General features: G+C 33.9%; 22 protein-coding genes. 11 read left to right on the top strand and 11 right to left on the bottom strand.

The genetic code is table 11. The features are described from left to right. Window positions 1–251 precede the first annotated feature (251 nt). Window positions 252–1,694 (top strand): hypothetical protein, encoded by a 1,443-nt coding sequence (locus tag GQ46_RS12000; protein ID WP_044402293.1) that lies wholly within the window; start codon window positions 252–254, stop codon window positions 1,692–1,694. A 193-nt stretch (window positions 1,695–1,887) separates the two neighbouring features. On the opposite strand, the gene GQ46_RS11995 is transcribed toward GQ46_RS12000, so the two are convergent. The 7 genes from GQ46_RS11995 to GQ46_RS11965 form a co-directional block, all read right to left on the bottom strand. Then, a complete protein-coding gene (locus tag GQ46_RS11995; protein WP_044402290.1) occupies window positions 1,888–2,364 on the bottom strand; it encodes a DUF2383 domain-containing protein in 477 nt (158 codons plus the stop codon). Window positions 2,365–2,682: 318 nt separating this feature from the next. After that, window positions 2,683–3,057 carry a hypothetical protein gene (locus GQ46_RS11990; protein WP_044402287.1) on the bottom strand — a complete coding sequence of 125 codons (375 nt, stop codon included), beginning with the start codon at window positions 3,055–3,057 and terminating at the stop codon, window positions 2,683–2,685. Window positions 3,058–3,195: 138 nt separating this feature from the next. After that, window positions 3,196–3,972, bottom strand: coding sequence for an RMD1 family protein (locus tag GQ46_RS11985; protein ID WP_044402284.1), 777 nt, complete (start codon window positions 3,970–3,972; stop codon window positions 3,196–3,198). Beyond that, entirely contained in the window at window positions 3,972–4,298 is a 327-nt protein-coding gene (locus GQ46_RS11980; RefSeq protein WP_044402281.1) for a hypothetical protein, read from the bottom strand. The genes GQ46_RS11985 and GQ46_RS11980 overlap by 1 nt, the downstream gene beginning before the upstream one ends. Window positions 4,299–4,307: 9 nt before the next feature. Beyond that, entirely contained in the window at window positions 4,308–5,282 is a 975-nt protein-coding gene (locus tag GQ46_RS11975; protein WP_044402278.1) for a deoxyhypusine synthase family protein, read from the bottom strand. After that, window positions 5,272–6,213 (bottom strand): agmatinase, encoded by a 942-nt coding sequence (gene speB, locus GQ46_RS11970; protein WP_044402275.1) that lies wholly within the window; start codon window positions 6,211–6,213, stop codon window positions 5,272–5,274. Before speB ends, GQ46_RS11975 begins: the two co-directional genes overlap by 11 nt. Beyond that, a complete protein-coding gene (locus GQ46_RS11965; protein ID WP_044402272.1) occupies window positions 6,203–7,600 on the bottom strand; it encodes an arginine decarboxylase in 1,398 nt (465 codons plus the stop codon). Before GQ46_RS11965 ends, speB begins: the two co-directional genes overlap by 11 nt. 754 nt (window positions 7,601–8,354) lie before the next feature. On the opposite strand from GQ46_RS11965, the gene GQ46_RS11955 reads away from it, so the two are divergent. The 3 genes from GQ46_RS11955 to GQ46_RS11945 are packed head-to-tail and all read left to right on the top strand — an operon-like array spanning window position 8,355 to window position 11,278. Then, window positions 8,355–8,663 (top strand): helix-turn-helix domain-containing protein, encoded by a 309-nt coding sequence (locus GQ46_RS11955; RefSeq protein WP_036119666.1) that lies wholly within the window; start codon window positions 8,355–8,357, stop codon window positions 8,661–8,663. Further along, window positions 8,653–9,900 carry a DNA cytosine methyltransferase gene (locus GQ46_RS11950; RefSeq protein WP_044402209.1) on the top strand — a complete coding sequence of 416 codons (1,248 nt, stop codon included), beginning with the start codon at window positions 8,653–8,655 and terminating at the stop codon, window positions 9,898–9,900. The genes GQ46_RS11955 and GQ46_RS11950 overlap by 11 nt, the downstream gene beginning before the upstream one ends. Beyond that, on the top strand, window positions 9,893–11,278 hold the full coding sequence (locus tag GQ46_RS11945; RefSeq protein WP_044402206.1) for a Sau3AI family type II restriction endonuclease: 1,386 nt from the start codon (window positions 9,893–9,895) through the stop codon (window positions 11,276–11,278). Before GQ46_RS11950 ends, GQ46_RS11945 begins: the two co-directional genes overlap by 8 nt. Window positions 11,279–11,535: 257 nt before the next feature. Here the strand turns inward: GQ46_RS11945 and GQ46_RS11940 are convergent, their stop codons facing one another. Next, window positions 11,536–13,530 carry a hypothetical protein gene (locus tag GQ46_RS11940; RefSeq protein ID WP_044402203.1) on the bottom strand — a complete coding sequence of 665 codons (1,995 nt, stop codon included), beginning with the start codon at window positions 13,528–13,530 and terminating at the stop codon, window positions 11,536–11,538. Between the two features lie 927 nt (window positions 13,531–14,457). On the opposite strand from GQ46_RS11940, the gene GQ46_RS11930 reads away from it, so the two are divergent. Together GQ46_RS11930 and GQ46_RS11925 are read left to right on the top strand one after the other, a co-directional pair. Next, window positions 14,458–15,354, top strand: coding sequence for a cation diffusion facilitator family transporter (locus GQ46_RS11930; RefSeq protein WP_044402198.1), 897 nt, complete (start codon window positions 14,458–14,460; stop codon window positions 15,352–15,354). A 484-nt stretch (window positions 15,355–15,838) separates the two neighbouring features. Then, window positions 15,839–16,306 (top strand): hypothetical protein, encoded by a 468-nt coding sequence (locus tag GQ46_RS11925; protein ID WP_044402195.1) that lies wholly within the window; start codon window positions 15,839–15,841, stop codon window positions 16,304–16,306. A gap of 433 nt (window positions 16,307–16,739) precedes the next feature. Here GQ46_RS11925 and GQ46_RS11920 read toward each other — a convergent pair whose 3' ends face one another. Further along, window positions 16,740–17,357: a LysE family transporter gene (locus GQ46_RS11920; protein WP_044402192.1), complete on the bottom strand. Its 618-nt coding sequence runs from the start codon at window positions 17,355–17,357 to the stop codon at window positions 16,740–16,742. 485 nt (window positions 17,358–17,842) lie between these two features. Between GQ46_RS11920 and aceB the strand changes: the two genes are divergently transcribed. The 5 genes from aceB to GQ46_RS11895 all read left to right on the top strand — a co-directional run bounded on the left by aceB (window position 17,843) and on the right by GQ46_RS11895 (window position 23,861). Then, on the top strand, window positions 17,843–19,441 hold the full coding sequence (aceB, locus tag GQ46_RS11915) for a malate synthase A (RefSeq protein ID WP_044402189.1): 1,599 nt from the start codon (window positions 17,843–17,845) through the stop codon (window positions 19,439–19,441). 74 nt (window positions 19,442–19,515) lie between these two features. Then, complete coding sequence (locus GQ46_RS11910; protein ID WP_044402185.1) at window positions 19,516–21,141, top strand: isocitrate lyase; 1,626 nt, start codon at window positions 19,516–19,518, stop codon at window positions 21,139–21,141. 94 nt (window positions 21,142–21,235) lie between these two features. Beyond that, entirely contained in the window at window positions 21,236–21,715 is a 480-nt protein-coding gene (rraA, locus tag GQ46_RS11905) for a ribonuclease E activity regulator RraA (RefSeq protein WP_044402182.1), read from the top strand. Window positions 21,716–21,726: 11 nt separating this feature from the next. Then, complete coding sequence (locus GQ46_RS11900; protein ID WP_044402179.1) at window positions 21,727–22,899, top strand: alanine--glyoxylate aminotransferase family protein; 1,173 nt, start codon at window positions 21,727–21,729, stop codon at window positions 22,897–22,899. 38 nt (window positions 22,900–22,937) lie between these two features. Further along, window positions 22,938–23,861: a hypothetical protein gene (locus tag GQ46_RS11895; protein ID WP_044402176.1), complete on the top strand. Its 924-nt coding sequence runs from the start codon at window positions 22,938–22,940 to the stop codon at window positions 23,859–23,861. A gap of 32 nt (window positions 23,862–23,893) precedes the next feature. Here GQ46_RS11895 and GQ46_RS11890 read toward each other — a convergent pair whose 3' ends face one another. After that, on the bottom strand, window positions 23,894–24,925 hold the full coding sequence (locus tag GQ46_RS11890) for an AI-2E family transporter (RefSeq protein ID WP_044402173.1): 1,032 nt from the start codon (window positions 24,923–24,925) through the stop codon (window positions 23,894–23,896). 342 nt (window positions 24,926–25,267) lie between these two features. After that, window positions 25,268–25,696, bottom strand: a complete 429-nt coding sequence (locus GQ46_RS11885; protein WP_044405004.1) for a peptidylprolyl isomerase — start codon at window positions 25,694–25,696, stop codon at window positions 25,268–25,270. Between the last annotated feature and the right edge of the window lie 40 nt (window positions 25,697–25,736).

Below are 25,736 nucleotides of genomic sequence, written 5' to 3'. Positions count from 1 at the left end.
TTTTTTTAAAACTTAAACCGCTATAAGTGGGGCGTTTCTTTTTGTTTGCCTACTAGGTTTGCCAAAACCTTGCAAGCAAACAAAAAGTCGCGCTTTCACTACTCGCTCTCTGCGAGGAGCTCAAACAGACCGCTCAATCGCTAACGCGGTCCAGCCAATGTTTTAATCTTTAAATTATCCTTATTTTTACACGATACGATAAAGGACCTCACCCGTTTTGAAAACCCGTGCGATCTTAAACAAAATAAACCGTGCGCCATTTTTCCTTACTAAGAACAAACAAGCTACCGCTTCTACTCACTGTTATTAGTGTGCTGCTTTACGTTACTTTTGCATACGATTTAATGCGAACAGACTACATAAAGCTCATGTCGCTTTATGTTGCTTTATTTTTTATATTTTATAAACTCATACAATTAGAAAAGTACAATACGCGTTTTTTAACAGCCATTGCCTTTATATTCAGAGCGGTTTTTATTTTTTCTATTCCCAATCTCTCACAAGATTTTTACCGCTTTATTTGGGATGGGCGTATGCTTTTGGAAGGCTTCAACCCTTATTTGTATACCCCAGAATCGTTTATTTTAAAGGGAGCGTTCCCCGTGGCCCAAACACAGGAATTGTACCTTGGCATGGGAGAACTTAATGCCAGTCACTTTACTAACTATCCGCCAGTAAATCAATTATGCTTTGTAATTGCGGGCTTTTTTGCAGGCAAAAGTATTCTTGGCTCAGTATTCGTCTTACGGCTGCTAATTATTGCCGCAGATTTTGGTACCCTATACTTTGGTAAAAAACTACTGAAAAAGCTGAAGCTGCCAGTTCACAACCTCTTTTTTTACATCTTAAATCCGTTTATAATTATAGAGCTTACAGGAAACCTCCATTTTGAAGGGGTTATGGTATTCTTCCTAGTCTGGAGTTTGTATTTATTGCATGCTGGACAATGGAAGTTTGCCGCAGTGATTTTTGCACTCTCCATTGCTACAAAGTTAATTCCGCTACTATTTTTACCACTGTTTTTTGGGTGGTTTTTAAAGCGTACTGTCTTTGCGCGTACTGCACAACAATCTGTTAAACAGGCTGAGATTGCTAGGTCACATAAAGGGACTCACATTGCCTTTTGGAAAAGGATAAGAACACTGTTAGTTTTCTATGTAATCGTTGGGCTTACAACACTACTCCTATTCGCACCCTTTTTATCCATACAATTTATAGAACTCTATTTTAAAACCGTTGGCCTATGGTTTAGTGATTTTGAATTTAATGCCAGCATGTACTATATCTTTCGTGAGATTGGTTATTTGTTTAGAGGCTGGAATGAGATTGGTGTTATTGGAAGCCTACTCCCTGTTCTCGTTCTGCTATTCGTGTTATACTTGTCTTTTTTCAAGAAAAACAGAACAACAAAACAGCTTCTTGTTGCTATGCTTTTCGCATTCACCTTTTACCTGTTTGCAAGCACGACCGTACACCCATGGTATTTGGCTACTTTATTATTTTTAAGTGTCTTTACCAACTATAAATTTCCATTGGTTTGGAGTTTCATAATTATAATAAGCTACCTCGCTTATGCAAATACAGATAATACCGAGAATCTCTGGATTATTGCTTTGGAGTATGTAGTCGTTTATGGGTTTTTAATTTGGGAGCTTTTTATAAAACAAAAAAGATTGGAAAGCTCAGATTTGTAATTTGTATCAAAGTCTAACACTCAATACTATTGTGCCTGTTTCTTTAAGACGGTCTTTATTACCCGTACTGAGTCTTATACAGACCATTCGTATATTCGAGTTTTAAGTTTATGGTTTAATGATAGCCCTTAGTTCATTTTTAGAGTGCCTATTTTTTTTAAAAGAAGTTTTAAAAAAATTGAAACTACAGCATTTAAAAACGAACCGTTTGTTTAATATCTAGAGGGTTTATTAATACCTCTGGATATTTGAAACCTTGCATCTCAGAAAGTTGATTTAACAATACTTCATATACTTTTTCCGAATGAATTCCAGAGCTCACTTGCGCGAGATAGGTGTCGCAAAACTCCTTTTCAATATGTTTTGCTTGTTCAATAATACTTATTGGATTATGCACCACAACCATTGCTTTTAAATCGAACCATAATCTGGAAATACCTCCAGAAACCGTGCCTTGTTCCAAGGGTTGAATCTTCATTTCTTTTAGGAGGCTAACAACGGTTAATGAAAACTCGTTGATTATATTAATTTTTTTAATCAGGTAGTGTTTTGTAACCTCATCTGTTGATTTTTCTAATAACTGCTCATAGGCAGCGCCCGAATCATAAATAGCTCTAAGCGCATTTTGTAATGCTTCTGCTCCGACTTCGTAAGTGATTATATTACCCATAATTAATAACTTTAATGTGATATACTAAATTTACAACAGTGCTATGAACTATTCTCTTAACAAGTATACAATTATGACGTATTTAACATAGCAAACTTTATTACCTGCCCTTGTTATTGGATAAAAAAACAGCGTATGAGATAGTCTATAACATACTTAGCATAATTATTTTACCATCTTTAAGACACTATGCTCTCAGACATGTCACCCTGATTACATATATCGTTATCTGTGATTCTGGGTATTAAAAAAAGCTCATAAAAAAGGTCAAATTTACCGTGGTAAAAATGACCTTTTAAAAGCTTTTGATAAAATTAATTAAAAAACCGCCACTAATTTTGTGATGGTTTTAGTTTCTACTTCTTCTTCAAAATCATTCTCATCCATAATGGTTTCTGTAGTTATGGTATAGGTTACGTTAAAATGCCCACCAATTAAATCCTCAGATTCCAAATCGTGAGCCTTAAGTACGTCTGCTTCTGCTATTTGAAAAGTCATCGTCCGTTCTTTACCATCGCTAAGTTTATAAATAAAATTGTACCCATAATCTTCATGACCGTCATAGACGCCAGTGATTGTCTTTTCTTCTTGATTTTTAGTATTCATTACGCCATCCTTTGGTGTAGTAAAACTGGATAAGCCAAAAAAAGATAAAACAAAGACAAACACTCCTATTTTTAATATTGCTTTCATAATGTTATTTATTTAATTAGTGCTACTTATTTTCCGGAAACGTTTTTAACCATAAGTCCGAAGGCTTTTAGTCCCTTTATTCCTAAAGTTACTGGTTATCTCTTATAAAACTATATACGCTTTAACATGGTCTTTAGACTAAAACAATTTAAGCATTAACATGTCGAAAACCTCAATAATAATTAAAATTATAATAATCCACTCTAATCTACTGCTTTCCTTATGATCCATAATATCCTTAAAGAGCTCTAAATTTTCCTTTATGATGTCTATTCGATCATGAATAATGCGGTAACGGTCTTTTAAATCAAATACATTTTTAAGTTCAATGTTTAGTTTATTTAAAATTTCATTCTCCCAGGTAATATCTGGTGAGTCGAAGATATAAAGATTCTCTGAAATCTTGTTTTTAATATTTAAAATTTTACCAATAAAACGCTTTAACTTGTTCCCTGAAATATTAATTCGACCATATTTTTCAAGAAATAAGGTGTGTCTGTTCGTTTCGATGATTAGGTTTTCTGTAATTTCTGAATACCGATCTAATGCCACAGACTGTGAGGCGTTCAGCATGACCAATCGAATCATCTCTTGGTCTAATTCTGGTAAAACAATAAGATTAAATTGAACATTTAATTTATTGGGTTCAATTTTAATATCTACGTTTTCTGAAAAATTTTCAGTAAAATAGTCACTGCAAAACGGTTTTATTTGCGCTAACAGGGTATTTATTTCTTCCGTTTTTAAATTAAAGAAACTCACCATTCCATATTGAAACAAGTACAGAAAGGCATGCTCTGAAATCTGGTAATACAATTCGTCACTATCCTGAAAAAGCAATTGCCAAGGCAATTGCTTTTTACTTTCTTTTAGGTTAATAGTGCCTGCAACTTGATAAGCTACAACGTTATACATTAGAAATCGTCTTCTTCACTTTCACTTTCTTCTAGCATTGGATCTTGAATTGCTTCTGGATCATCATCTTCAAATGCTTCATAATCATCTTCATCATAATTTTCCATCGTCATTTCTAATTTCGTACTCACTTTAACAAGATACTTTGTATCCTCTGTAATAATTTCTACAGCTTCAATAAGTTCGTTTTTAGCATTTTTAAAAGAAATAATATGACGGTCATCATAACCATCAGGAAATTTTTCTACCAACATGGCTAAAATTTCTGGTGTTAACTTTTTGAAGTCAACTATCACTCGTTTTAAATTGTCCTTTTTCCTTTCCATAACTTCGTTTTATAAGCCTAATAAATAGGCGAAAATTAATGGTGCCACAATAGTAGCATCACTTTCAATAATAAATTTAGGTGTATCAATATCTAGTTTTCCCCAAGTGATTTTTTCATTAGGCACTGCCCCCGAATAAGAACCATAACTGGTTGTAGAATCACTTATCTGGCAGAAATAGCTCCAAAAAGGCGTGTCTGTTCGCTCCATATCCTGATATAACATAGGCACTACGCAAATTGGAAAATCACCAGCAATACCACCACCAATTTGGAAGAAACCAATACCTTTAGAGGCGTTATTGGTATACCAGTCTGCTAAAAAGGTCATGTATTCAATCCCAGATTTCATGGTCGTTGCTTTTAGTTCGCCTTTAAGAACATAGCTGGCAAAAATATTTCCCATCGTGCTGTCTTCCCAACCTGGGCAAACAATTGGTAAATTCTTTTCAGCAGCAGCATACATCCATGAATCTTTTAAATCGATTTCATAGTACTGTTCTAAAACACCAGACAATAACATTTTGTACATGTACTCATGTGGTAAATAGCGTTCGCCATTTGCTTCAGCATCTTTCCATAATTTAACAATATGCTCTTGTAAGCGTCTAAACGCCTCTTCTTCAGGAATGCAGGTATCTGTTACACGGTTTAACCCTTTTTCAAGTAACTCCCACTCATCTTTAGGCGTTAAATCGCGATAATTTGGCACCCGTTTATAATGTGAATGTGCTACCAAATTCATAATATCCTCTTCTAAATTGGCACCAGTACATGAAATGATTTGCACTTTATCCTGGCGAATCATTTCAGCAAAACTCTTGCCTAATTCTGCCGTACTCATTGCCCCTGCTAAAGACACTAACATTTTAGCTCCAGAAGCTAATTGTGCTTCATACCCTTTTGCTGCATCTACTAAAGCGGCTGCATTAAAATGCAAGTAATGTTTTTCTATAAATTGAGAAATTGGTCCTTTAGTACTCATCTTCTTCTTCTTTAAATTTAGAATTATTGTTTTTAGATTTTGATGACTCATACATGTTGTCAAAATCATCGGCCGCAGCCGCATTTTTAAATTTATAACTTAGCATTTTATAATACAACTTAGCGGCAAGAAAATCTGAAGACTTTTCCTTTGGATTAGGACATAATTCTACGATATCAAAACCTACCACATTTTTCTCTTCAAACACTTGTTTTAGAAACTCTAATGTTTCATACCAAAGCAAGCCCCCTGGTTCTGGAGTACCGGTACTTGGCATAATTGAATGATCGAAAGCATCTAAGTCTATGGTAATAAATACATTATTTGTCATCTGGTCAATAGCAGAATCCATCCAAGTATCATCTAGTGCCATCTCATGTGCAAAATACGTTTTCTCTTTATCCATGACTGTGGTTTCTATCACATCCATAGAACGAATACCCACTTGAATTAAATTCGTTGTCTGGCTCGCTTCATAAACAGCACAGGCATGATTGCATTTTGACCCCTGATACTCTTTTCTTAAATCGGCATGCGCATCTAATTGCAGTACGGTTAAGCTGGTGTAATAATCTCTAAAGGCACGAATAGTTCCAATAGAAATGGAGTGTTCACCACCAAAAATAGTTACAAACTTGTTCTTTTTAATATAACGTTTTGTCGCTTGGTGTACGGCATCCACCATGGCTTCTGGCGAACTTGCTTCGGTAACAGCATCAGCTAAAAAGATGCCTTGTTTGTAGACTTCCGTTTCTGTTTCAATATCGTATAACTCCATGTTTTCTGAGGCATGTAAAAAAGCCTCAGGCCCTTTATCTGCCCCTTTTTGAAAGGTACTTGTACCATCGTAAGGCACAGGAATTAATACAATTTTTGATGTTTCTAATTTCGAGAATTCGTCTGGAATTCCAGCATAAGTTTTAGTTTGCATAGCCTAAAATTTTAAGTAAGTCTTCACTTTTTTGTTGTTCACTAAATAATTTTGTTGTCAAGTTGCCGTCTTCATCTCTATCAATTAAAATATGCTTTGGCGACGGTATTAAACAGTGTTGTAAACCACCAAACCCTCCTATGGTTTCTTGGTACGCTCCTGTATTAAAAAAGCCAATATATAAAGGTTTGTCTCTGTTGTATTTTGGTAAATAAATGGCATTCATATGTTGCTCACTATTGTAATAATCATCACTATCGCAAGTTAAACCACCCAGTAAAACGCGTTCATAAGAGTCGTTCCAACGGTTTATTGGCAACATGATAAAACGCTTATTAATTGCCCAGGTATCTGGTAATGTGGTAATAAACGACGAGTTAATCATATTCCACTTTTCACGATCGTTTTGTTGTTTTTGGTAAAGCACTTCATAAATGGCACCACCACTTTCGCCAACAGTAAAGCTACCAAACTCTGTAAAAATGTTTGGCACTGCAACATCTTCTGCCTCACAGGTTGTTTTAATTTGATGTACAATTTCATCAATCATGTATTCATAATCAAAGTCAAAGGCTAATGAATTTTTAATTGGAAATCCGCCACCAATGTTTAAGCTATCTAAGCTAGGACATATTTTCTTTAAACTCGTATAAACCTTTAAACATTTGTGCAACTCATTCCAGTAATAGGCATTATCACGAATTCCTGTATTAATAAAAAAGTGTAACATTTTAAGTTTTACTTTCTTATTACCTTTCACTAGTTTATTGTAAAAAGGAACAATATTTTTATAACCAATACCTAAGCGCGAGGTATAAAACTCGAATTTTGGTTCTTCTTCTGAAGCGATACGAATCCCAATATTAAACTTACCCTTTACCTCCTCTGAAAGCAAATCGATTTCTTCGTAATTGTCTATTATAGGGATACAGTTTTTATGGCCTTCATTTATTAATCTGGCAATATTGGTGACATATTGCGCACGCTTAAAACCGTTACTTATCACATAAGTATCGTTTGTAATTTTGCCTTCTGCTTTTAGATTTTCTACAATATCAATATCAAAAGCCGAAGAGGTCTCGATATGAATGTCATTTTTTAATGCTTCATTTAACACATGTTTAAAATGTGAGCTTTTGGTACAGTAGCAGTAATTGTATTTCCCTTTATAATTGTTTTTTTCTATAGCATCAGCAAACCATTGTTTTGCACGGTTGATGTTATTAGAAATTTGAGGGAGATAGGTGAATTTCAAAGGACCGCCATATTCTTCGACTAAGCCCATTAAATCAATGTCGTGAAAACTTAATTTGTTATTATCGACTTTAAATTCTTCTTGAGGGAAATCGAATGTTTGACTAATTAAATCTATGTATTTTGTATTCATTTATTATGTTTAATAGTAGTATGAGTGAGATTTAGAAGCTAAAAGCGCTCCAGTATAAACAATAATAGTGGAAAATCAAACTTGAATTTGATTTTCTGTCGTAGCTACAAACCCATAGTGATGCTGACTCGCAACAATAGATGCAAAAGCAGAAGTTAATTTTAAAATTCGGTCACTTAAACGATAAGCAGCTTTTGAATATGACTTCTTAGCGTTCAAAAGCCCGAACACAGAAACGGGTTTCAAATTGTCCAACTATTATAATATGTTATAAAAATAAGCATAAAATTTTAAAGGCAAATGAAATACATTTTTTTCAATTAAAAATTAATTTAATATGATTTTTTTTAATGGCATTCAGGCTAAAATTAAATCTGTAAGTTTATTGCTACGACTCACTTCCCCATTGTAAAGTTATAACAATTGAATCCTAGAGAAAACCAGTACATTCTTGTCGTTTTTAAATCTCATAAAACGGCTATCGTACTAAAAAACCGTAATCTTTTTATTATAAATACCTTAGATTTGTATATATAAAAGAGATAATGAACCTAATGTTCATTATACTGCTGTTAGGTGCAAGCTGAAAAGTCCAACGCACAGTCAAGCACATTGTATTTTTCTCGTGCCTTAAAAAACAAAAAGAGCTTGCCTTTTCCCACCACACAATCCGAAAAATAATCCGAATTAAATCTTGGAAATTCAAAATGTTTTTATAAATTTGGACAATATTTGTCTAAAACAATTTTGACCAATGAAAACATTAGGCGACACTTTAAAATGTGCCAGAGAGGAAAAAGAATTGATACTGCGAAAAGTTGCGGCTGAAGTAGATATTGACCAATCTCTGATTAGTAAATTCGAGAAAAACGAAAGAAAACCGACAATGGAACAAATCGTAAGACTTGCAAAGTTTTACGGACTTCCCGAAAGTGAACTGATAATAAATTGGTACTCTGAAAAAATTGCGGAAGAATTAAAATACACAGAATCTACTTCCGAGATTCTGAAAGTAGCAGAAGAAAAAATCAACTATTATAAAGCTCAAGAAAATGGAAAATAAGAAAATGAAAGTTGCTGAATTATTTGCAGGAGTTGGAGGATTTCGTCTTGGACTTGAAAAAAGCAATTACGAAGTGGTTTGGAGCAACCAATGGGAACCGTCAACCAAATTGCAGCACGCTTCCAAAGTTTATGAAGAGAGGTTCGGAAAAGAAAATCACTCAAACGAAGATATTAATGAAGTTGTAACGAGAAACGTAGAAGAAATTCCTGATCACGATTTATTGGTTGGTGGATTTCCTTGTCAAGATTATTCTGTGGCAACCACATTGCATAACTCAAAAGGTTTAAAAGGTAAAAAAGGTGTTCTTTGGTGGTCAATTCACCAAATTTTAGAAAACAAAAAAAACAAACCGAAATACTTGTTTTTAGAAAATGTTGATAGACTTTTAAAATCGCCAGCAAAACAAAGAGGTCGCGATTTTGCAGTTATGCTACAAAGTTTAAATGATTTAGGTTACGCAGTAGAGTGGCGTGTAATAAATGCAGCGGAATATGGAATGCCACAAAGAAGAAGACGTGTTTTCTTTATTGGCTATCATAAATCCACAGACGTTTACAAAAGACTTCAAAAAGCTAAAAAAATAAATTGGCTAACAGAAGAAGGAACTATTGCAAATGCTTTTCCTGTAGTTAAAACAGATTCAATTCAAGAAGTTGAATTAACAGGAGATTTAGTAGAAATAACTAACGATTTCAATAAAAACGGAAAATTATCACCTTTTCAAAATACTGGTTTACTTATAAAAGGTAAAGTTTATACAACTAAAACAGTCCCAAATTATGACGGAGAAAAAACTGTTTTAGGAGATGTTTTACAAAATGGAGAAGTAACTTCTGAATTTTTCATAGATGAAAAAGATAAAGATAAGTGGGAATATCTAAAAGGTGCTAAAACCATAGAGCGTAAATCACCAGATGGTTTTGTTTACAAATATTCAGAAGGCGGAATGATTTATCCAGACGCTTTAGATAATGCGTCAAGAACTATTATAACTGGAGAAGGTGGAAAATCAGCTTCAAGATTTAAACACGTAATTGTTTCTGATCGAGGTTTGCGAAGATTAACACCAATAGAATTGGAAAGATTAAATATGTTTCCAGATAATCACACAAAACTTGAAGGAATTACAGATACAAAACGTGCATTTTTTATGGGAAATGCTTTAGTTGTTGGAGTAATTGAAAAAATTGGAGAAGAACTTTATAAACAGATAAATCAATTTAAGTATGTATAATGTAAATTCAGCAGATTCAATTATAGATTTTGCTAAATTACTAAAAGACCAAACTTTAAGACAAGCTTGTGGAGTAGAAATTGAGAAACACGGATATAAAGGAAAAGGGAACTTTGGTCAGATATTAGAAAAATTTTATTTTGGATACGAACCAAATTCAGATGCTGAACCCGATTTTAAAGAAGTTGGAATGGAACTTAAGACAAGTCCATTGAAAACTTTGAAAAACGGAGAATTCCGTTCTAAAGAAAGACTTGTTTTAAACATTATAAATTATTTAGAAGTTCATAAAGAAGATTTTGAAACGAGTTCATTTTGGAAGAAAAATGCTCATTTGCTTTTAGTTTTCTATTTACACGACAGAGATTTAGATTTACTTGATTACGTCATTAAATTAGTTAACGGTTGGAAATACCCAAATGAAGATTTAAAAATTATAAAACAAGATTGGCAATTTATCAATCAGAAAATAAAAGATGGAAAAGCTCACGAATTATCAGAAGGAGATACATTTTATCTTGGAGCTTGTACAAAAGGTTCTACTGCTCTAAAATCATTTAGAAACCAACCTTTTAACGAAGAACAAGCAAAACAAAGAGCTTATTCTTTAAAACAAGGTTATGTAAATCACATAATTGCAAATATTGCTCAAGAAGAAACTGCGATTTATGGAAAAATAATTGAACGACCAGAAATTTTAGATAAAGTTCAATCATTAGAAGAAATAGTAATATTAAAGTTCCACCCATTTTATGGAAAATCCGCAAATCAAATTGAACAAGAATTAGGTTTAGACTTAAATAAAAATGCAAAAAGCTATTTTGCTAACCTAACAAATGCAATTTTAGGACTTAAACTCGGTCAAAAAATAGAGGAATTTGAAAAAGCAGATATTCGAGTAAAAACCATTAGGCTTAAAGAAAATAATTTACCAAAAGAAGATATTTCATTTCCGACATTTGAATATCAAGAACTTGTTGAAACGGACTGGGAAGATTCAGATTTTAAAAATATTTTAGAAAGTAAATTTTTCTTTGTGTTTTATCAATTTGAGGGAGAGAATTTGATTTTGCGAAAAGTAAAGTTTTGGAATATGCCTTATTCTGATATTCTTGAGGCAAAAAATGTTTGGGAAGAAATGGTTAAAACTGTTTCAAAAGGAGAAATCGTAAAAGAAGTAACCAACAAAGGAATACGAAAAACATTTTTTCCAAAGAAAACTGAAAATAGAATCAGTCACGTTAGACCACACGCAAGAAATGCAGAAGACACTTATGAATTACCTGTTGCGGATAAATTGACTAGACTAGCTGAATATACTAAACATTGTTTTTGGCTAAACGCAAGTTATGTGAAAGATGAAATATACCTGAAATAAGCCAACGCTAAAAGCCATATACATTTACAATTCGCTTCAGCCACACCATAACCCCATACGAATTTTGCTCCGCCAGTTCGCTTCGCTCGGGGCTATTCGGTTTCTATTTACTAAATTAGCGCTTTAACCTGTAGCCCTATTTAAGGACAAGCCCCCTACATAAATAATGAACAACGAAAATACAGAGCTCCACTTTTTTTGGGAGCATACCACCCTTTAAAACGCCATTAACTTAAACTGCACAGATCTTATTTTAATTAAACATCTATTAATGCAAAGTCTATAAATAAATGTGGCTCTACTTGTGGCCATCCATTAAATCCAATAAAAAAAGCAATTGGATCTACACCTAAGCCATCAGGACCAAAAAGTTTTTGTAATACACTTTTTGGTGCATCTGTTGTACATGCTAATACAATATGTCCGGTCATAATATTTTGAGATACATCGTACCATCGTGCAGGTAGTGTATACATAAACGTTCCTGCTAAAGCATCCAATTTACAAATTGGACCATTATACGTATAATCCATACCACAATCTACTGTATGTTTAGCAGCAAAAAGTGCTTGATAAAATATTATGGACCACGCATTTGCGCCTGCAACAATAAATTCTGATGGTAAAGCAGTTTTCTTCGTAGCAAAAAATTCAGTTCCAAAAGCATGTTCTGGTAAATAATGTCGTGCTATAGCGTCCTCTGCAAATGTGTTTAACTTGCCCCAATTACTAGCTATATTTTTATACATCATAGCCGAAGAATCTATTAGACCAACCAAACTGTCCGATAGCTTATTCGCCATTTCTGAGACAGTAGATTTTATTGGTTCATTTGGATCACCTAATTTTCCCTTATATTTTGCAACATTCCAACCCGAATTTATAGCTGCAGCAATTGGAGGTCCAATATCTGGAATTGCACCAATTAACGAATTTATAATAGAAAAAATAAGACCTAAGGTCGTTTCTACACTTCTACCTGTATCAATAGACATTTCACTACTAGCTGCTTCTAAATTAAGTGACGAAACCAATGCAATTTCCCTTATCAACACATCAAAATGACCATCGTCTGCATACCAATCATTTAAATACCCAAAGCTAGAACAGACAGTTCCTAAATGTGTTTTTACTTTTAAGAATATTTTTTCTGAAAACGGTTGGTCTCCAGAAGGCATACTAATGTTATGTATTGTAGAAGGATGTACCGTATTATCTTTTGGTACTTTGCCTCCAGAAATCTGAGAAAGGATATAAGCATAAGCACTGGCTTCTTCTCCTACATAATGATCTTCTGGCCAATCTAAATCATAGGTGTTAGTAAACAATAAATCATTTAACCATTTTGCTAATGGTGTTTCCACTGTAAATTCATTACTTTTTGAAAGATTAATAGATACTGAACCATCTGTAATTTGTGGTATGGCTACACTAGGCTTTGGAAAACTAGAATTTACAGCATAGTGCCTCTCATAATTTGTATTTTTAAAACGAAAAACACCAGTACTTTTTTGAAATACATACGTTAATTTATTAGACGAAGTAAACGATTCTTGAGGTTTTACCGTATTTTTTAGATTAAAATAAGAGTCCGAATAATAAGCATCTTTAGCATCTTTATTTAATACAGACATAGCGGTCTTCATTTTTGGACTCGTTGCTGCTTTACATAACGAATCATTAGGCGCTGTTGTATTAGAAGTATCCAACTTCATCTCAAGAAACGTCTGCATAGGCATGGCATCCATTAAACACAGATTTTTATTAGTAGTATTTTGCTTACCAAAACTCATCGCAGCCTTAGCACATGTTGCCTGTAATAGGTATAAACTTGAAAATTCATCATGTGCTTCAAAATCTACTTTTGCATGTTCTTTTATAGCATCTGCAGATACTTTAGCCAATTGGCTAAATGCTGTTTGCAAAGGATCATGACCAATACAAATACAGTAGTTAAATGCGTTTACTGTTGTATTTACAGCTATATCACTTACTGGACGAATTTGTATTTTAAAATGGTTTTTATAATCTTTAACATAAGACTCTAAAGCTGTTGTTGCATCTGTTTTAAGAATAACAAGTGCACAATACTCTTGACCTAACGGAAATACAGCATCACTTATAATGGTAATTGCTGCGTTGCCTTTTTGTTTTAAAAATTGCTTTAAAAGCACTAAGCGTTGGTTGTTTATGTCTTTCTTTTTAAGCTGTAAAAGCAAAAGAAAGGTGTTGTCTTTAAGTGGTGAAGCCATATCTATAATTGGTTTAATTGAACATGAATGATACAGATAGTGACGTAATCTTACTACACATCTGATGATAACAACAAGATACATAGATTTTTATGTTATAAACTAGGTAGAACTACCTGAATAAAACATTAGTAATACTACCCATTGATTTTTGAAAAAATTATCAAACTTCGGTAACTGTTGATATAAAATATTAAAACGATTCCATATCAACTTTACATTAGCCACAATTCTTCCTTTTTCGGGAGAAAAGAATTATGCTATGGTTACGTTTAGTTTGCCAAGAAAAGACAAAAAAAGCGCTAAAAACAAGAATTTTAAACTATGATTTTCAGAACATTATAAAACGTTACTTAGAACTTGAGAAATGACGTTCCCAATAATAAATATATCGACTGAAAAATGGAATGATAACGATATTCTTGATTACATTTTATTCAGTAATCTGATATACACAGACAAAAAATCAATCTGTAACACGTATTATCGGAATAAAATGTTTTGTAATTACAATGGAAACGTCTTTAAAGCAAGTGGACTTGAAAAACCGATAGAAAAATGGCGGAATTGGTTAAAATTTTATCGAGAATTAATAAGTGTAAAATTAAATTTGAACCAACTCAAAGGGAAATGACTGTGACTGAATTGCGGAACTATTACGTAAATGGAATTTCCAACTTAACAAAAAATGAGTACACAGAAGAATGGATTTCGGACATAAAAAATGCTAAAATCGCTCTGAATTAATTAATGGAAAAAAAAGTTGCTAACACCATATAAAATATATGGCTAGTACTAGCCTACTTACGAAAACCCAAACGAATGTTGCTTCGCCAGTTCGTTTCGCTCGCGTCTATTCGGTTTCTATTTACTAAATTAGCGGTTTAACCTTTAGCCCTATTTAAGGACAAGCCCCCAACAAAAATAATGAACAACGAAAAAACTGCAATACAAACAACCTATTTCAGCATCATTGGAAATATTGCCTTAGCCTTGATAAAAGGACTTGCCGGATTTTTTGGAAATTCTTATGCTTTAATTGCAGATGCCATTGAATCGACAACTGATATTTTTGCTTCATTTTTAGTTTTATTAGGATTTAAATATGCCAAACGACCCGCCGACGAAAACCACCCGTATGGGCACGGAAAAATTGAACCCTTAATTACATTCGGAGTTGTGGCTTTTCTTGTTGTTTCTGCTACAATTATTGCATATGAAAGTATCCAAAACATTCAAACCCCTCATAAAATTCCGAAATCATGGACTTTGATTGTTTTGGGTCTCATAATCGTTTGGAAAGAAATATCATTTCAAATCGTAATCAAGAAAAGTAAACAAACCAATAGTTCTTCTCTAAAAGCAGATGCTTGGCATCATAGAAGTGATGCTATAACTTCGATAATGGCATTTATTGGAATTTCAATAGCAGTATTATTTGGAAAAGGTTTTGAAACTGCTGATGATTGGGCAGCACTATTTGCTTCTGCGTTTATCTTATATAACAGTTATTTAATATTACGGCCAGCATTAGGAGAAGTTATGGACGAACAACTTTATGACGACTTAATACTTCAAATTAGAGAAAAATCAACAGAAGTTACAGGTGTTCTAGACACAGAGAAATGTTTTATTAGAAAATCCGGAATGAAATTCCACGTTGATTTACACGCCATTGTCAATAGTGAAATTACAGTAAAATCCGGTCACGACATTGCCCATAAATTAAAAGACTATTTACGAAAAGAAATACCAAATTTAGGACATGTACTCATTCATATTGAACCGCATGAAGAACAAGTACAACACCGGACAAAGAACTGAGTTAAAAAACAAGCCATTTTAACTAATGTTTAAACAAAAGCGGAAAACGCTATTACGTTTCATCAATTTAGAAAAACAATTCATCACGTTATTGCTCCTATAATTATTGGTTTATATACTGTTGGATTTTATATGATTACACCTGAATTTAGTTTATACATAGCGTTTTGAACTTTAGTTTTATTCGATGTTTCGTATGTAACTATTGGAATAATCCTTTTTATTATAATTAGGAAAAGCGTCAAAAAAGAGATGCAAAAACTGAAAGATAGTGTGACCTTAAAAAACGATATAACCGCTTAAAATAGTAAAAACGAAAGGCCAACTTAAGAAGTATATCATGTATTACTGGTTCTAGTTTACTTACAAAAATTGCTTACACCAGTAAACTGCCCATGTCTTTCTCAGGTGCAATATTCGGTTTATATTTCCTAAATTAGTACCTTAACTAACTTGGTACCTTCCAAACATTGAAAACACTATCATGAAAAAATGGAATTTTAAATCAAAAAGTAATCCTAAAGTAATTAGTAAACGTTTAGAAGCCGCCGTTGGACCTGTTAACGGGTTTGTATTTAATATGAACCACGAAAAAAACAATTTCATAACTTTTAAAATGCGTAAACGTATTCTATATGCGTGGTACTTGTTCTTTTTAAACAGCATTGTTGTACATGGAAAACTATCACAAACAGATATTGAAAATGAAACCGATGTAGAAATTTCTTTTAATCAACACTTTTTGTGGAAATTAGTAATAGTTACAAATATAATTGCGGGTTTCAGCATTCTAATTGCCGTATTCTCTAGAGAAAATAGCAGTGTGTACATGTATTTAATTGGAGCCATACTTTTAGCCATTGGTCTTTTGTTGTGGATTAGAGTACAGAAAAAATACGAAAGAAATATTCAAGAATATCAGATCCTGATTTCTGAAATATTAGAGGCTTAAGCCGCAATTACCCCCTACGATTATTTCTCATGAATTTTTATTTTACAAATACACTGAGATTCAATAAAATATAATGTAATACGCGATGACAAATATTCATAAAATATCGTTTGGTAATTTCTACACAGGACTACATATAAACAAAAATGAGAATAAAACAGATAAATCTATTGAGACTAAAGACCTCGTAAAATAGCCAGAGTTCCTCATATAAATACCCTTAGGTTTCAAGAAATAATGGATTTACGCAATCTATATGCATCGATTAAAACAGGAATGGGTTCTAATGGATGGAGAACAATTATTTACTTGTGATTTACTATTCCTCCCTAGGCGAATTTTAATTTAACAAATTCTAAATTAGCTGGATATGAAGAATTAGCTAATTGTTTCCAACCATAGTTCAGAAAATAATTATTTTTTTTAGCTTAACTTATAATAAATAAATAAGATTCCCCAAACCAACAACACCTGTTAAACAACCCAAAATAAAATTCATTTTAGTTGCTATAAAAGTTAATTTGTGTTCAATTTTACTAGCGCCTATGGCATACAAGGCATATAAGGAAAATGAGCCCATGGTAGAACCTATTGAAAAATAAAAACCATTTAGGACAGAATACTCAAAATAATCTAGGCCTATTAGCAAAGAAATAGACGTGAAATAAAATGGAATAGCAAATGTGTTGAGTAAGGCCATACCAACACCATGTAAATAGGCTTTCGACTTATCAATTTTGGTTTTCTTTTTTTGTATTTTCAAAGTGAAATGCAATCTAAAAAAATGAATAGCCAAAAGAATAAGAATTCCTGTTCCCACTTTTTGAATGAGTGTAATGTATTCTGAATTTTTCATCAAAACACTCGATAGATAAGCACCAATATTGGCATGAAAAAACAACACGGTAGCAAAACCTCCTATCAAAAAAAAAGCCGCTTTTCTGCCACTTTTTAAACTAAATTTAACAACGGTTAAATTTAAAAAACTTGGTGTAATACTACCAAGAAAGGCAACAGTAAATCCCAAAAGAACACAAGTAAAAACGCTCATAAATTATTTCTAAGTACAAATAAACAACTTAAAGCGCTAACATATTGCTGCGTTTCGTCTTTAATTTAATCCGAAAAGATTTGCTTGTGTTAGGCATACATTTACCAAATAACATTTTAGAGACCTAATATAAGCCACACCTTTTAATAAGGTCTATTGAATCCTCCAGGTGGTGCTCGACCCTTTTCTCATTCCCATAATGTCTTGAAATTTTCGCTGCGTTAGATTTTTATAACTATTTTTTTTCTACCCATAAGTCCAACAAAATTCTAAAAACAGCACCAAAGCCATGCAGGGAAATCGCTTCACAGTCCCCCATATACTTTAGCGTTCACCTTAAAAGACATGAGGTATAATTTTTAGCTTTAACAACTTATGAATCTTACTGGCGAACTATTTTGTTTTGCGAAAAACAATATTTAGCGAACGTTCGCTTGTTTTATTAAAAAGTTTGTTTTAATATTGTACTATAAAATTACAACAATATGGGAACCACACTTTTAAAACTACCTAAAATCACGTTTTCTAGAGAAGTAAATAATTACTATCCAGAAATACTTACAGATGAAGCCTTCAATTTTTTAACAGCACTTCATGAAAAATTTAACGCCCCGCGTTTAGCCTTGTTAGAAAAAAGAGAACAACAACAAAAGGTGTTTGATGAAGGTAAATTTCCAGAATTCCCAAAAGAAACTAAAGCCATTAGAGCGGGCGATTGGAAAGCTGGAAGTATCCCACATGACTTGCAAGACAGACGTGTAGAAATAACAGGACCTGTAGATAGGAAAATGATTATTAACGCGCTTAATTCTGGCACCAAAACCTTTATGGCCGACTTAGAAGACAGTAATTCTCCTACCTGGAAAAATGCCATTGAAGGCCAACAAAATTTAATAGATGCCAATACTAAAACCATCTCATTAACAGATACTAAACGCAATAAATCATACAAACTAAATCCTGAAACTGCCGTATTACTTGTTAGACCAAGAGGCTTACATTTAAACGAAAGACATCTTCTTATTAATAATGAAGAAAGCTCTGGTAGCCTAGTTGATTTTGGTTTATATGCCTTCCATAATACAAAAACAATGATGGAAAATGGTACAGCACCTTATTTCTACTTGCCAAAATTAGAACACTATTTAGAAGCGCGCTGGTGGAATGACGTCTTTACTTTTGCCCAAGACTATTTAGAAGTTCCTAAGGGCACTTTTAAAGCGACTGTTTTAATAGAAACAATTACTGCAAGTTTTCAGCTAGATGAAATCATCTACGAACTTAAAGACCATATTGTGGGATTAAATTGCGGGCGCTGGGATTACATTTTCTCTTATATTAAAAAATTTAGAAATCATCCTAATTTTGTAGTGCCAAACCGTGATCAAGTCACCATGACCACTCCTTTTATGGATGCGTATTCAAAATTGGTGATACAACGTTGCCACAAAAGAGGCATTTTAGCCATTGGCGGAATGGCAGCGCAAATTCCTATTAAAAATGACGAAGCTGCAAATGCAGTCGCTCTAGAAAAAGTGCGAAAAGATAAAGAACGTGAAGCAAAAAACGGACATGATGGTACTTGGGTGGCACACCCAGCTTTAGTAGAGGTTGCCATGGCAGAATTTAACAAATACATGCCAACACCAAACCAAATGCATGTTACACGTAACGATATAAACATAACCGAACAAGATTTAGTAGAACTACCAAAAGGTACGGTAACAGAAGCCGGCATAAGAAAAAACATTAATGTTGGTATTTTATATACCGAAGCTTGGCTAAGAGGTCATGGCGCTGTAGCTCTTTACAATTTAATGGAAGATGCCGCTACTGCCGAAATTTCAAGAACTCAAGTATGGCAATGGTTAAAAAACGAAGTCGTCCTTGAGGATGGAAGAACATTCAACAATGAATTGTACACGGAATTATTTGATGACGAAGTAGAAAAAATCATTTCAGAATTTGGCGAAAACAACCTGAAGAACAGCAAGTTCGAATTAGCCATAGATTTATTTAATACCCTAGTAATTTCAGAAAAATTCGAAGAGTTTTTAACCCTTCCAGCATACCAATACATATAAAAAAAACAATCCTGCGCTTGCGACAACAAACAACAGGATCTAATTATTAATACTAAATAACGTAGCCCAAAATTATGAAAAATTTATCACAATCAAATTATAGCTCTGCATTAGAGACCGTAAGAAACCTAAAAGCAAAGTATGGAAAAACTTGGAACGCAATAAATCCAGAAAGTGCAGCAAGAATGGTTACTCAAAACCGTTTTAAAACAGGTTTAGATATCGCTAGATATACGGCTGGTATCATGAGAGAAGATATGGCAGCATACGATGCAGATGCTTCAAACTATACACAATCACTAGGTTGCTGGCATGGTTTTGTGGCACAGCAAAAAATGATTGCAGTTAAAAAACACCACAAAACAACTAGCAAAAGATATTTATACCTTTCAGGTTGGATGGTAGCGGCATTACGTTCAGAATTTGGACCATTACCAGACCAATCAATGCACGAAAAAACAGCGGTTCCTAGTCTTATCGCAGAAATCTATGATTTTCTACGTCAAGCAGATGCTATAGAGTTAAATGATTTGTTTAAAAGACTTGAAAAAGGAGAAGATGTACAAGATCAAATTGACAACTTTGAAACACATATCGTTCCAATTATTGCTGATATTGATGCTGGTTTTGGTAATGAAGAGGCCACTTATTTATTAACAAAAAAAATGATTGAAGCTGGCGCTTGCGCTATTCAGATAGAAAACCAAGTTTCTGATGCTAAGCAATGTGGTCACCAAGACGGAAAGGTAACCGTACCTCATGAAGATTTTATTGCTAAATTAAATGCCATTCGTTATGCGTTTTTAGAATTAGGAGTAGATGACGGTATTATCGTTGCCAGAACAGATTCTGAAGGTGCTGGATTAACTCAAAAATTACCAGTGAGTCAAGAACCTGGAGATTTAGCTTCTCAGTACTTAGCGTTTGTAGAGGCCGAAGAAATAGCTATTACTGATGCCCAAGAAGACGATGTACTTCTTAAACGAGATGGTAAATTAGTGCGTCCTGTAAGATTAGCAAATGGTTTATATAAATTTAAAGAGGGTTCTAATATAGATCGCGTTGTTTTAGATTGCGTTACTAGTCTTCAAAATGGTGCAGACCTATTATGGATTGAAACACCAACACCAAATGTGAAGCAAATTGCGCATATGGTAAATAGAGTTAAAGAAGTGATACCAAATGCTAAACTTGTTTACAATAACTCACCATCGTTTAACTGGACTTTAAACTTCCGTAACCAAGCGTATGAAGAAATGCTTGCAGAAGGTGAAAACATGACCGCTTACGATAGAAATAATTTAATGGCTGTAGAATATGACAATTCAGAATTGTGCCATCGTGCAGATGAAAAAATTAAAACCTTCCAAATAGATGGTGCAAGAGAAGCGGGTATTTTTCATCACTTAATAACCTTACCAACGTATCATACAACAGCCCTTCATATGAATGATTTAACTGAAGGCTATTTTGGTGAAGAAGGTATGTTAGCTTACGTAAAAGGGGTGCAAAGACAAGAAATTCGCAAAGGTGTTTCTTGTGTAAAACACCAAAGAATGGCAGGATCTGACTTAGGGGATGACCATAAGACATTCTTTGCAGGAGAAAAAGCTTTAAAAGCTGGAGGTGAAAATAACACTTCAAACCAGTTTGAAGTTAAAATAAATGAGCCAAAACGAGAGCTTGTTCTAGACAAATAATTGGTATTTCAATATTTCAAAAAAGGCAACGTGTTACATGTTGCCTTTTTACTATTACCACTTAAAGCAACCTATTTAAATAAACCCTATAACCATGTTTACAACAGCAGATCTTTGGGATGCCCACCACGAACAACTGAGTTGTGTTGCTCCTATTTTTAATTCGTTTGGGGCTAAAAAGGCGTTTTCAGGAAAAATAACAACACTAAAGTTATTTGAAGACAATACCCTAGTTAGAAAGCAATTAGAATCCGACGGAAAAGGCAAAGTACTCGTTATTGATGGCGGCGCCTCATTACGCTGCGCCTTAGTAGGCGATCAATTAGCAGCATTAGCCATACAAAACAATTGGAAAGGCATTGTAGTAAACGGTTGTATTCGCGATAGTGATCTTATTAATACTATGAATATTGGCATAAGAGCATTAAACACCTCTCCTGTTAAAAGTATTAAACAAAATATAGGAGCGGTTGATGTACCAGTTAAATTTGGAGGTGTTACCTTTATTCCTCATGATTATATTTATGTAGATTTAGATGGCATACTTATAAGCAAAATTAATTTGGTTAACTAATATAAAAAATAATGAAAGGCAGAAAATTACTTATGATCCCTGGTCCTATTGAGTTTGAGCCAGACGTATTACACGCGATGAGCATCCCTACAACAAGTCATGTTGCTCCAGATTTTATTGCTGTTTTTGCAAACAGCCTTGAGCTAATGAGAACCGTATGGAAATCGCCTAAAGGACAACCTTTTATCGTTTCAGGAACAGGCACATTGGCTATGGATATGGCTGCTGCCAATCTTATAGAGACAGACGATGATGTCTTGGTCATTTCTTCAGGATACTTTGGCAAACGGTTTAAGGATATCTTAGAGCGTTATGGTGCAAATACAACGCTTTTAGAAGCGCCTCTTGGCGAGGTTGTAAGTCCTGAAGCCATTGAAAAAGAATTAAAAACAAGAGCTTATAAAGCCTTAACATTTACTCATGTAGACACCTCTACAGGACTTTTAGTAGACCCAAAACCCATAGCCCATTTAGCCAAAAAATATAATGTTTTAAGCATTTTAGATGGCGTATGCTCGGTTGCAGGAGAAGAAATAAATCAAGACGAATGGGAACTTGACGTGGTCTTAACAGCCTCTCAAAAAGCCATTGGTGTGCCTCCAGGACTTGCGCTCTTAATGGCATCGCAAAGTGCAATACAGGTTTGGGAAAACAGAAAAACACCTGTAAGTAATTACTACGCAGATTGGACTAATTGGCTACCCATAATGACCGCTTATGAAGCCAGACGACCTTCGTATTTTGGAACACCTGCCGTTAACTTGATTGTAGCCTTAGAAACTAGCCTGAAAATAATAGTTCAAGAAGGCATGGACACGCGCATAAAAAGGCATCAAAATTTAGCAAAGGCCTTTAGAGCAGGAATAGCCGCATTAAACCTAGAGATTTTACCAAAAACAAATGCAATAGCAGCCAATACTTTATCAGCAGTGTACTATCCTAAAGGCATAGACGGCGGTGCATTGAGTGCTAAAATGGTGGCTAATAATGTGATTATTGCCGGAGGTTTGCTTCCAGAAATAAAAGCCGATTATTTTAGAATCGGCCACATGGGCTCAGTCTCAGCAAACGATCTTATCGCTGTATTGAGCACTTTAGAGCGTGCTTTGATAGCCTTAGAGCATTCTGTGGTCCCTGGAAAAAGCTTACAAGCATTTCAAAATGAGCTTTTAAAAATGAATTAGTTAGACCAGGTTAGTAAAACAAGTCAAAATATGTAAGTATGACCAGAGTAAAGAACATCCTACCCTTCTTATTTGATAAATTGCTTTCTGAGGTGACGCGTAGAAAAATTGAAAAGAACATTCTCTACATTGCCATCATTAGTTTTTTTATTCACTTATTGGTTATTTACCTATTGAAATTCGGTTTTATAGACCTACCGTCAGACCCAGAATTATTAAACAATCCTATATCTGCAATTTACACCCCCTTTTCTTTTATTCTAATTTATGAAGTTTATCTCTTAGTTTACTATTTACCCAAATCGTTTACAAATTATATAATAAAGCAGTATGAAATTATCACACTTATTATTATTCGTAAATTGTTTAAAGACTTATCGTCTTTAGAACTGTCATCTCACTGGTTCGAAATAAAAGAAGACCTTCAATTTACTTACGACTTGGTAGGATCACTTTTGCTTTTCTATTTAATATTTCAATTTCAAAAACAAGGCAAACTAAAATTCGAACAAAAAGTAGATTTAAAGCCTATACTTAAAAGGTTTATAAGAAAGAAAAAAATAATTGCGATTATTTTGGTGCCATTGTTCTCATGCATGGCCATATACACGCTCTTAGATTGGTTTCAAGAAATGTCTCTATCTTCCGAAAAATTCCCAGGATTTGATAGTATTAACAATCTCTTTTTCGATCAAATCTTTACGGTATTAATCCTTGTTGACGTCGTATTGCTTTTAATTACCTTTTTCTATACCGATCAATTTCATAAAATTATAAGGAACTCTGGTTTTATAATTTCAACGATTTTAATCCGAATTTCATTTGGTGTTAGTGGTATCGTTAATACGATACTTATTATAGTCGCTGTTCTTTTTGGACTCGCAATAATTACCATTCACAACAAATACGAAAGAGATAATTTACCCAATAAGGCTACAAAAAATAGTGGCGGACGCTTCTAACAATAGAAAATACGACCATTAACACAGCAGCATCACTCCTTTCTTTTAATCAAATAAGCATAGGCTTCCATGCCTTTGGTATGTTCGAATATTACTTTTAATACTCCAATAATGGGGAGGGCGATAATAGCACCCACTGTACCCCAAAGCATACTAAAAAGAATAATACCAAACACCGTAATAAACGGATTCAAGTCTGTTTCATCACCAAGAATCCAAGGCGTAAGAATGTAATTTTCTAGCAGCTGCGCTGCAGAAATCACTCCAATCACAATAAGTGCTGGAGTGCTGCCGGCGTACAAATAGGACAAAACCACAGCAATACCACCACCAATAATATTTCCAACATAAGGAATAATTGAAAAAAGCGCCGCAAACACTGCCAAAAATAAGGCATACGGTACGGAGCCAATAGTAAAACCAAGATAATAGATCGCGAACAAAAAAAACATAATCTTACTTTTTCCAAAAAGATAACTCCTAATAATGCTTGAAGACGCACTTAAAAGAGAAGACATTGCAGCCGTATTAGCCGTGATTTTTTTAAAGAAATTGATGAACATTTGTTTCTGCATCAATAAAAGAACAATGTACACAAAAATGATAAGAGATTGCGACAGCAAATTCATTATTGACGAAACAAAAGCCTGTGCCAAACCCTCAATCTTTTCAACCAAGCGTTTGTTATTGTCTACATAATCCTTATAGTCCCAATTCAAATTCTGGTTAGCCCATTCAGTCAAGTTGTTCAATTTTACTGTTGCCTTTTCCTTAATTGTTGGCCAATCGCCTGCCATGGTGTTTATCTGTGAACTAACCAACCAGGTTAGCAGCAGAAAAATCACCACCATTAAAAGAATAGACAACGTTATGGCTAGCCAATTGGGCAGGCCCCACTGCTGCATTTTTTGGGTAGGCTGGTCTAATAGCAGCGCAATAATAGCCGCAACCACTAAAGGCAACAACAGGTTAGACCCCATGTAGAGAAGCGTCAAAACACCTCCAACAATAAGGAGCATTTTTATTAAATAACTCCCAGAAATTTCGATTTTAGAGTGGCTCATAAGTTCGTCTTTTGTTAAAACATTGGTCTTCTTGGAAAGACACGCGATGTAAAGTTAGAATATTTTTTTTTACGCTTCGGTTTTGCTGTTTATTTTGAAGGCTTTACCTGTTTTAAAAACATAACAGTAGAGGCTTTTTTCTGTTAAGACCATACCTTTTAAAAAAGAATGAATAGGGCATACTATTTTACTAAATCAGGAAGAGCGGCTTTAAAACCAAGTGCTTTAGGTGATTTGGAAACAAATTTTTACACCCATTAAAAGAAATAGCCTTTGCTAAATAAATTTAAGCAAAGGCTATCAGGTAATTTTAAAATAAGTAATATATCTTGTAATCTCTATCTATTTAATGTCTACCACTTCAAGATCAAAAATAAGGTCTTTTCCCGCTAATGGATGATTTCCGTCTACGACAATACTTTCTTCGCTAACTTCAACCACACGTAAATTCATTTCTTGTCCATCTGGAGATTTAGAAACTAGTCCCATCCCAACTTCTGGCTTAATATCTTCAGGAAGTTCGGTTTTTTTAACTTCTTGTCTTAGTTGCTCATTAATGTCTCCGTACGCTTCCTCTTTAGCTATTGTAATGGTCTTTTTTTCATTTAACTTCATATCAATTAACCCTTTTTCAAAACCAGGTATAATCTGTCCTTGTCCTAAAGTAAATTCTAATGGTTCTTTTCCTTCAGAACTGTCAAAAACTTGTCCGTCAGCTAATTTACCTGTGTAATTTACTTTTACCGTGTTGTTCTCTTTAACTTGCGTCATACTATACTTTTTAATTTTAAAAAATACTTTTTGCATAATT

Origin of the sequence: Lacinutrix sp. Hel_I_90, from assembly GCF_000934685.1 — a bacterium.
In the GTDB taxonomy this organism is placed as follows: Bacteria; Bacteroidota; Bacteroidia; order Flavobacteriales; family Flavobacteriaceae; genus Lacinutrix.
Note: the sequence above shows the minus strand (reverse complement) of the source record. Positions and strands in the feature narration are given on the sequence as shown.

Excerpts from the sequence above, each read along its gene's own strand:
- GQ46_RS11995 (WP_044402290.1), bottom strand. The coding sequence starts at position 2,364 with ATGGGTAATATAATCACTTACGAAGTCGGAGCAGAAGCATTACAAAAT.
- GQ46_RS11990 (WP_044402287.1), bottom strand. The coding sequence starts at position 3,057 with ATGAAAGCAATATTAAAAATAGGAGTGTTTGTCTTTGTTTTATCTTTT.
- GQ46_RS11985 (WP_044402284.1), bottom strand. The coding sequence starts at position 3,972 with ATGTATAACGTTGTAGCTTATCAAGTTGCAGGCACTATTAACCTAAAA.
- GQ46_RS11980 (WP_044402281.1), bottom strand. The coding sequence starts at position 4,298 with ATGGAAAGGAAAAAGGACAATTTAAAACGAGTGATAGTTGACTTCAAA.
- GQ46_RS11975 (WP_044402278.1), bottom strand. The coding sequence starts at position 5,282 with ATGAGTACTAAAGGACCAATTTCTCAATTTATAGAAAAACATTACTTG.
- speB (WP_044402275.1), bottom strand. The coding sequence starts at position 6,213 with ATGCAAACTAAAACTTATGCTGGAATTCCAGACGAATTCTCGAAATTA.
- GQ46_RS11965 (WP_044402272.1), bottom strand. The coding sequence starts at position 7,600 with ATGAATACAAAATACATAGATTTAATTAGTCAAACATTCGATTTCCCT.
- GQ46_RS11955 (WP_036119666.1), top strand. The coding sequence starts at position 8,355 with ATGAAAACATTAGGCGACACTTTAAAATGTGCCAGAGAGGAAAAAGAA.
- GQ46_RS11950 (WP_044402209.1), top strand. The coding sequence starts at position 8,653 with ATGGAAAATAAGAAAATGAAAGTTGCTGAATTATTTGCAGGAGTTGGA.
- GQ46_RS11945 (WP_044402206.1), top strand. The coding sequence starts at position 9,893 with ATGTATAATGTAAATTCAGCAGATTCAATTATAGATTTTGCTAAATTA.
- GQ46_RS11940 (WP_044402203.1), bottom strand. The coding sequence starts at position 13,530 with ATGGCTTCACCACTTAAAGACAACACCTTTCTTTTGCTTTTACAGCTT.
- GQ46_RS11930 (WP_044402198.1), top strand. The coding sequence starts at position 14,458 with ATGAACAACGAAAAAACTGCAATACAAACAACCTATTTCAGCATCATT.
- GQ46_RS11925 (WP_044402195.1), top strand. The coding sequence starts at position 15,839 with ATGAAAAAATGGAATTTTAAATCAAAAAGTAATCCTAAAGTAATTAGT.
- GQ46_RS11920 (WP_044402192.1), bottom strand. The coding sequence starts at position 17,357 with ATGAGCGTTTTTACTTGTGTTCTTTTGGGATTTACTGTTGCCTTTCTT.
- aceB (WP_044402189.1), top strand. The coding sequence starts at position 17,843 with ATGGGAACCACACTTTTAAAACTACCTAAAATCACGTTTTCTAGAGAA.
- GQ46_RS11910 (WP_044402185.1), top strand. The coding sequence starts at position 19,516 with ATGAAAAATTTATCACAATCAAATTATAGCTCTGCATTAGAGACCGTA.
- rraA (WP_044402182.1), top strand. The coding sequence starts at position 21,236 with ATGTTTACAACAGCAGATCTTTGGGATGCCCACCACGAACAACTGAGT.
- GQ46_RS11900 (WP_044402179.1), top strand. The coding sequence starts at position 21,727 with ATGAAAGGCAGAAAATTACTTATGATCCCTGGTCCTATTGAGTTTGAG.
- GQ46_RS11895 (WP_044402176.1), top strand. The coding sequence starts at position 22,938 with ATGACCAGAGTAAAGAACATCCTACCCTTCTTATTTGATAAATTGCTT.
- GQ46_RS11890 (WP_044402173.1), bottom strand. The coding sequence starts at position 24,925 with ATGAGCCACTCTAAAATCGAAATTTCTGGGAGTTATTTAATAAAAATG.
- GQ46_RS11885 (WP_044405004.1), bottom strand. The coding sequence starts at position 25,696 with ATGACGCAAGTTAAAGAGAACAACACGGTAAAAGTAAATTACACAGGT.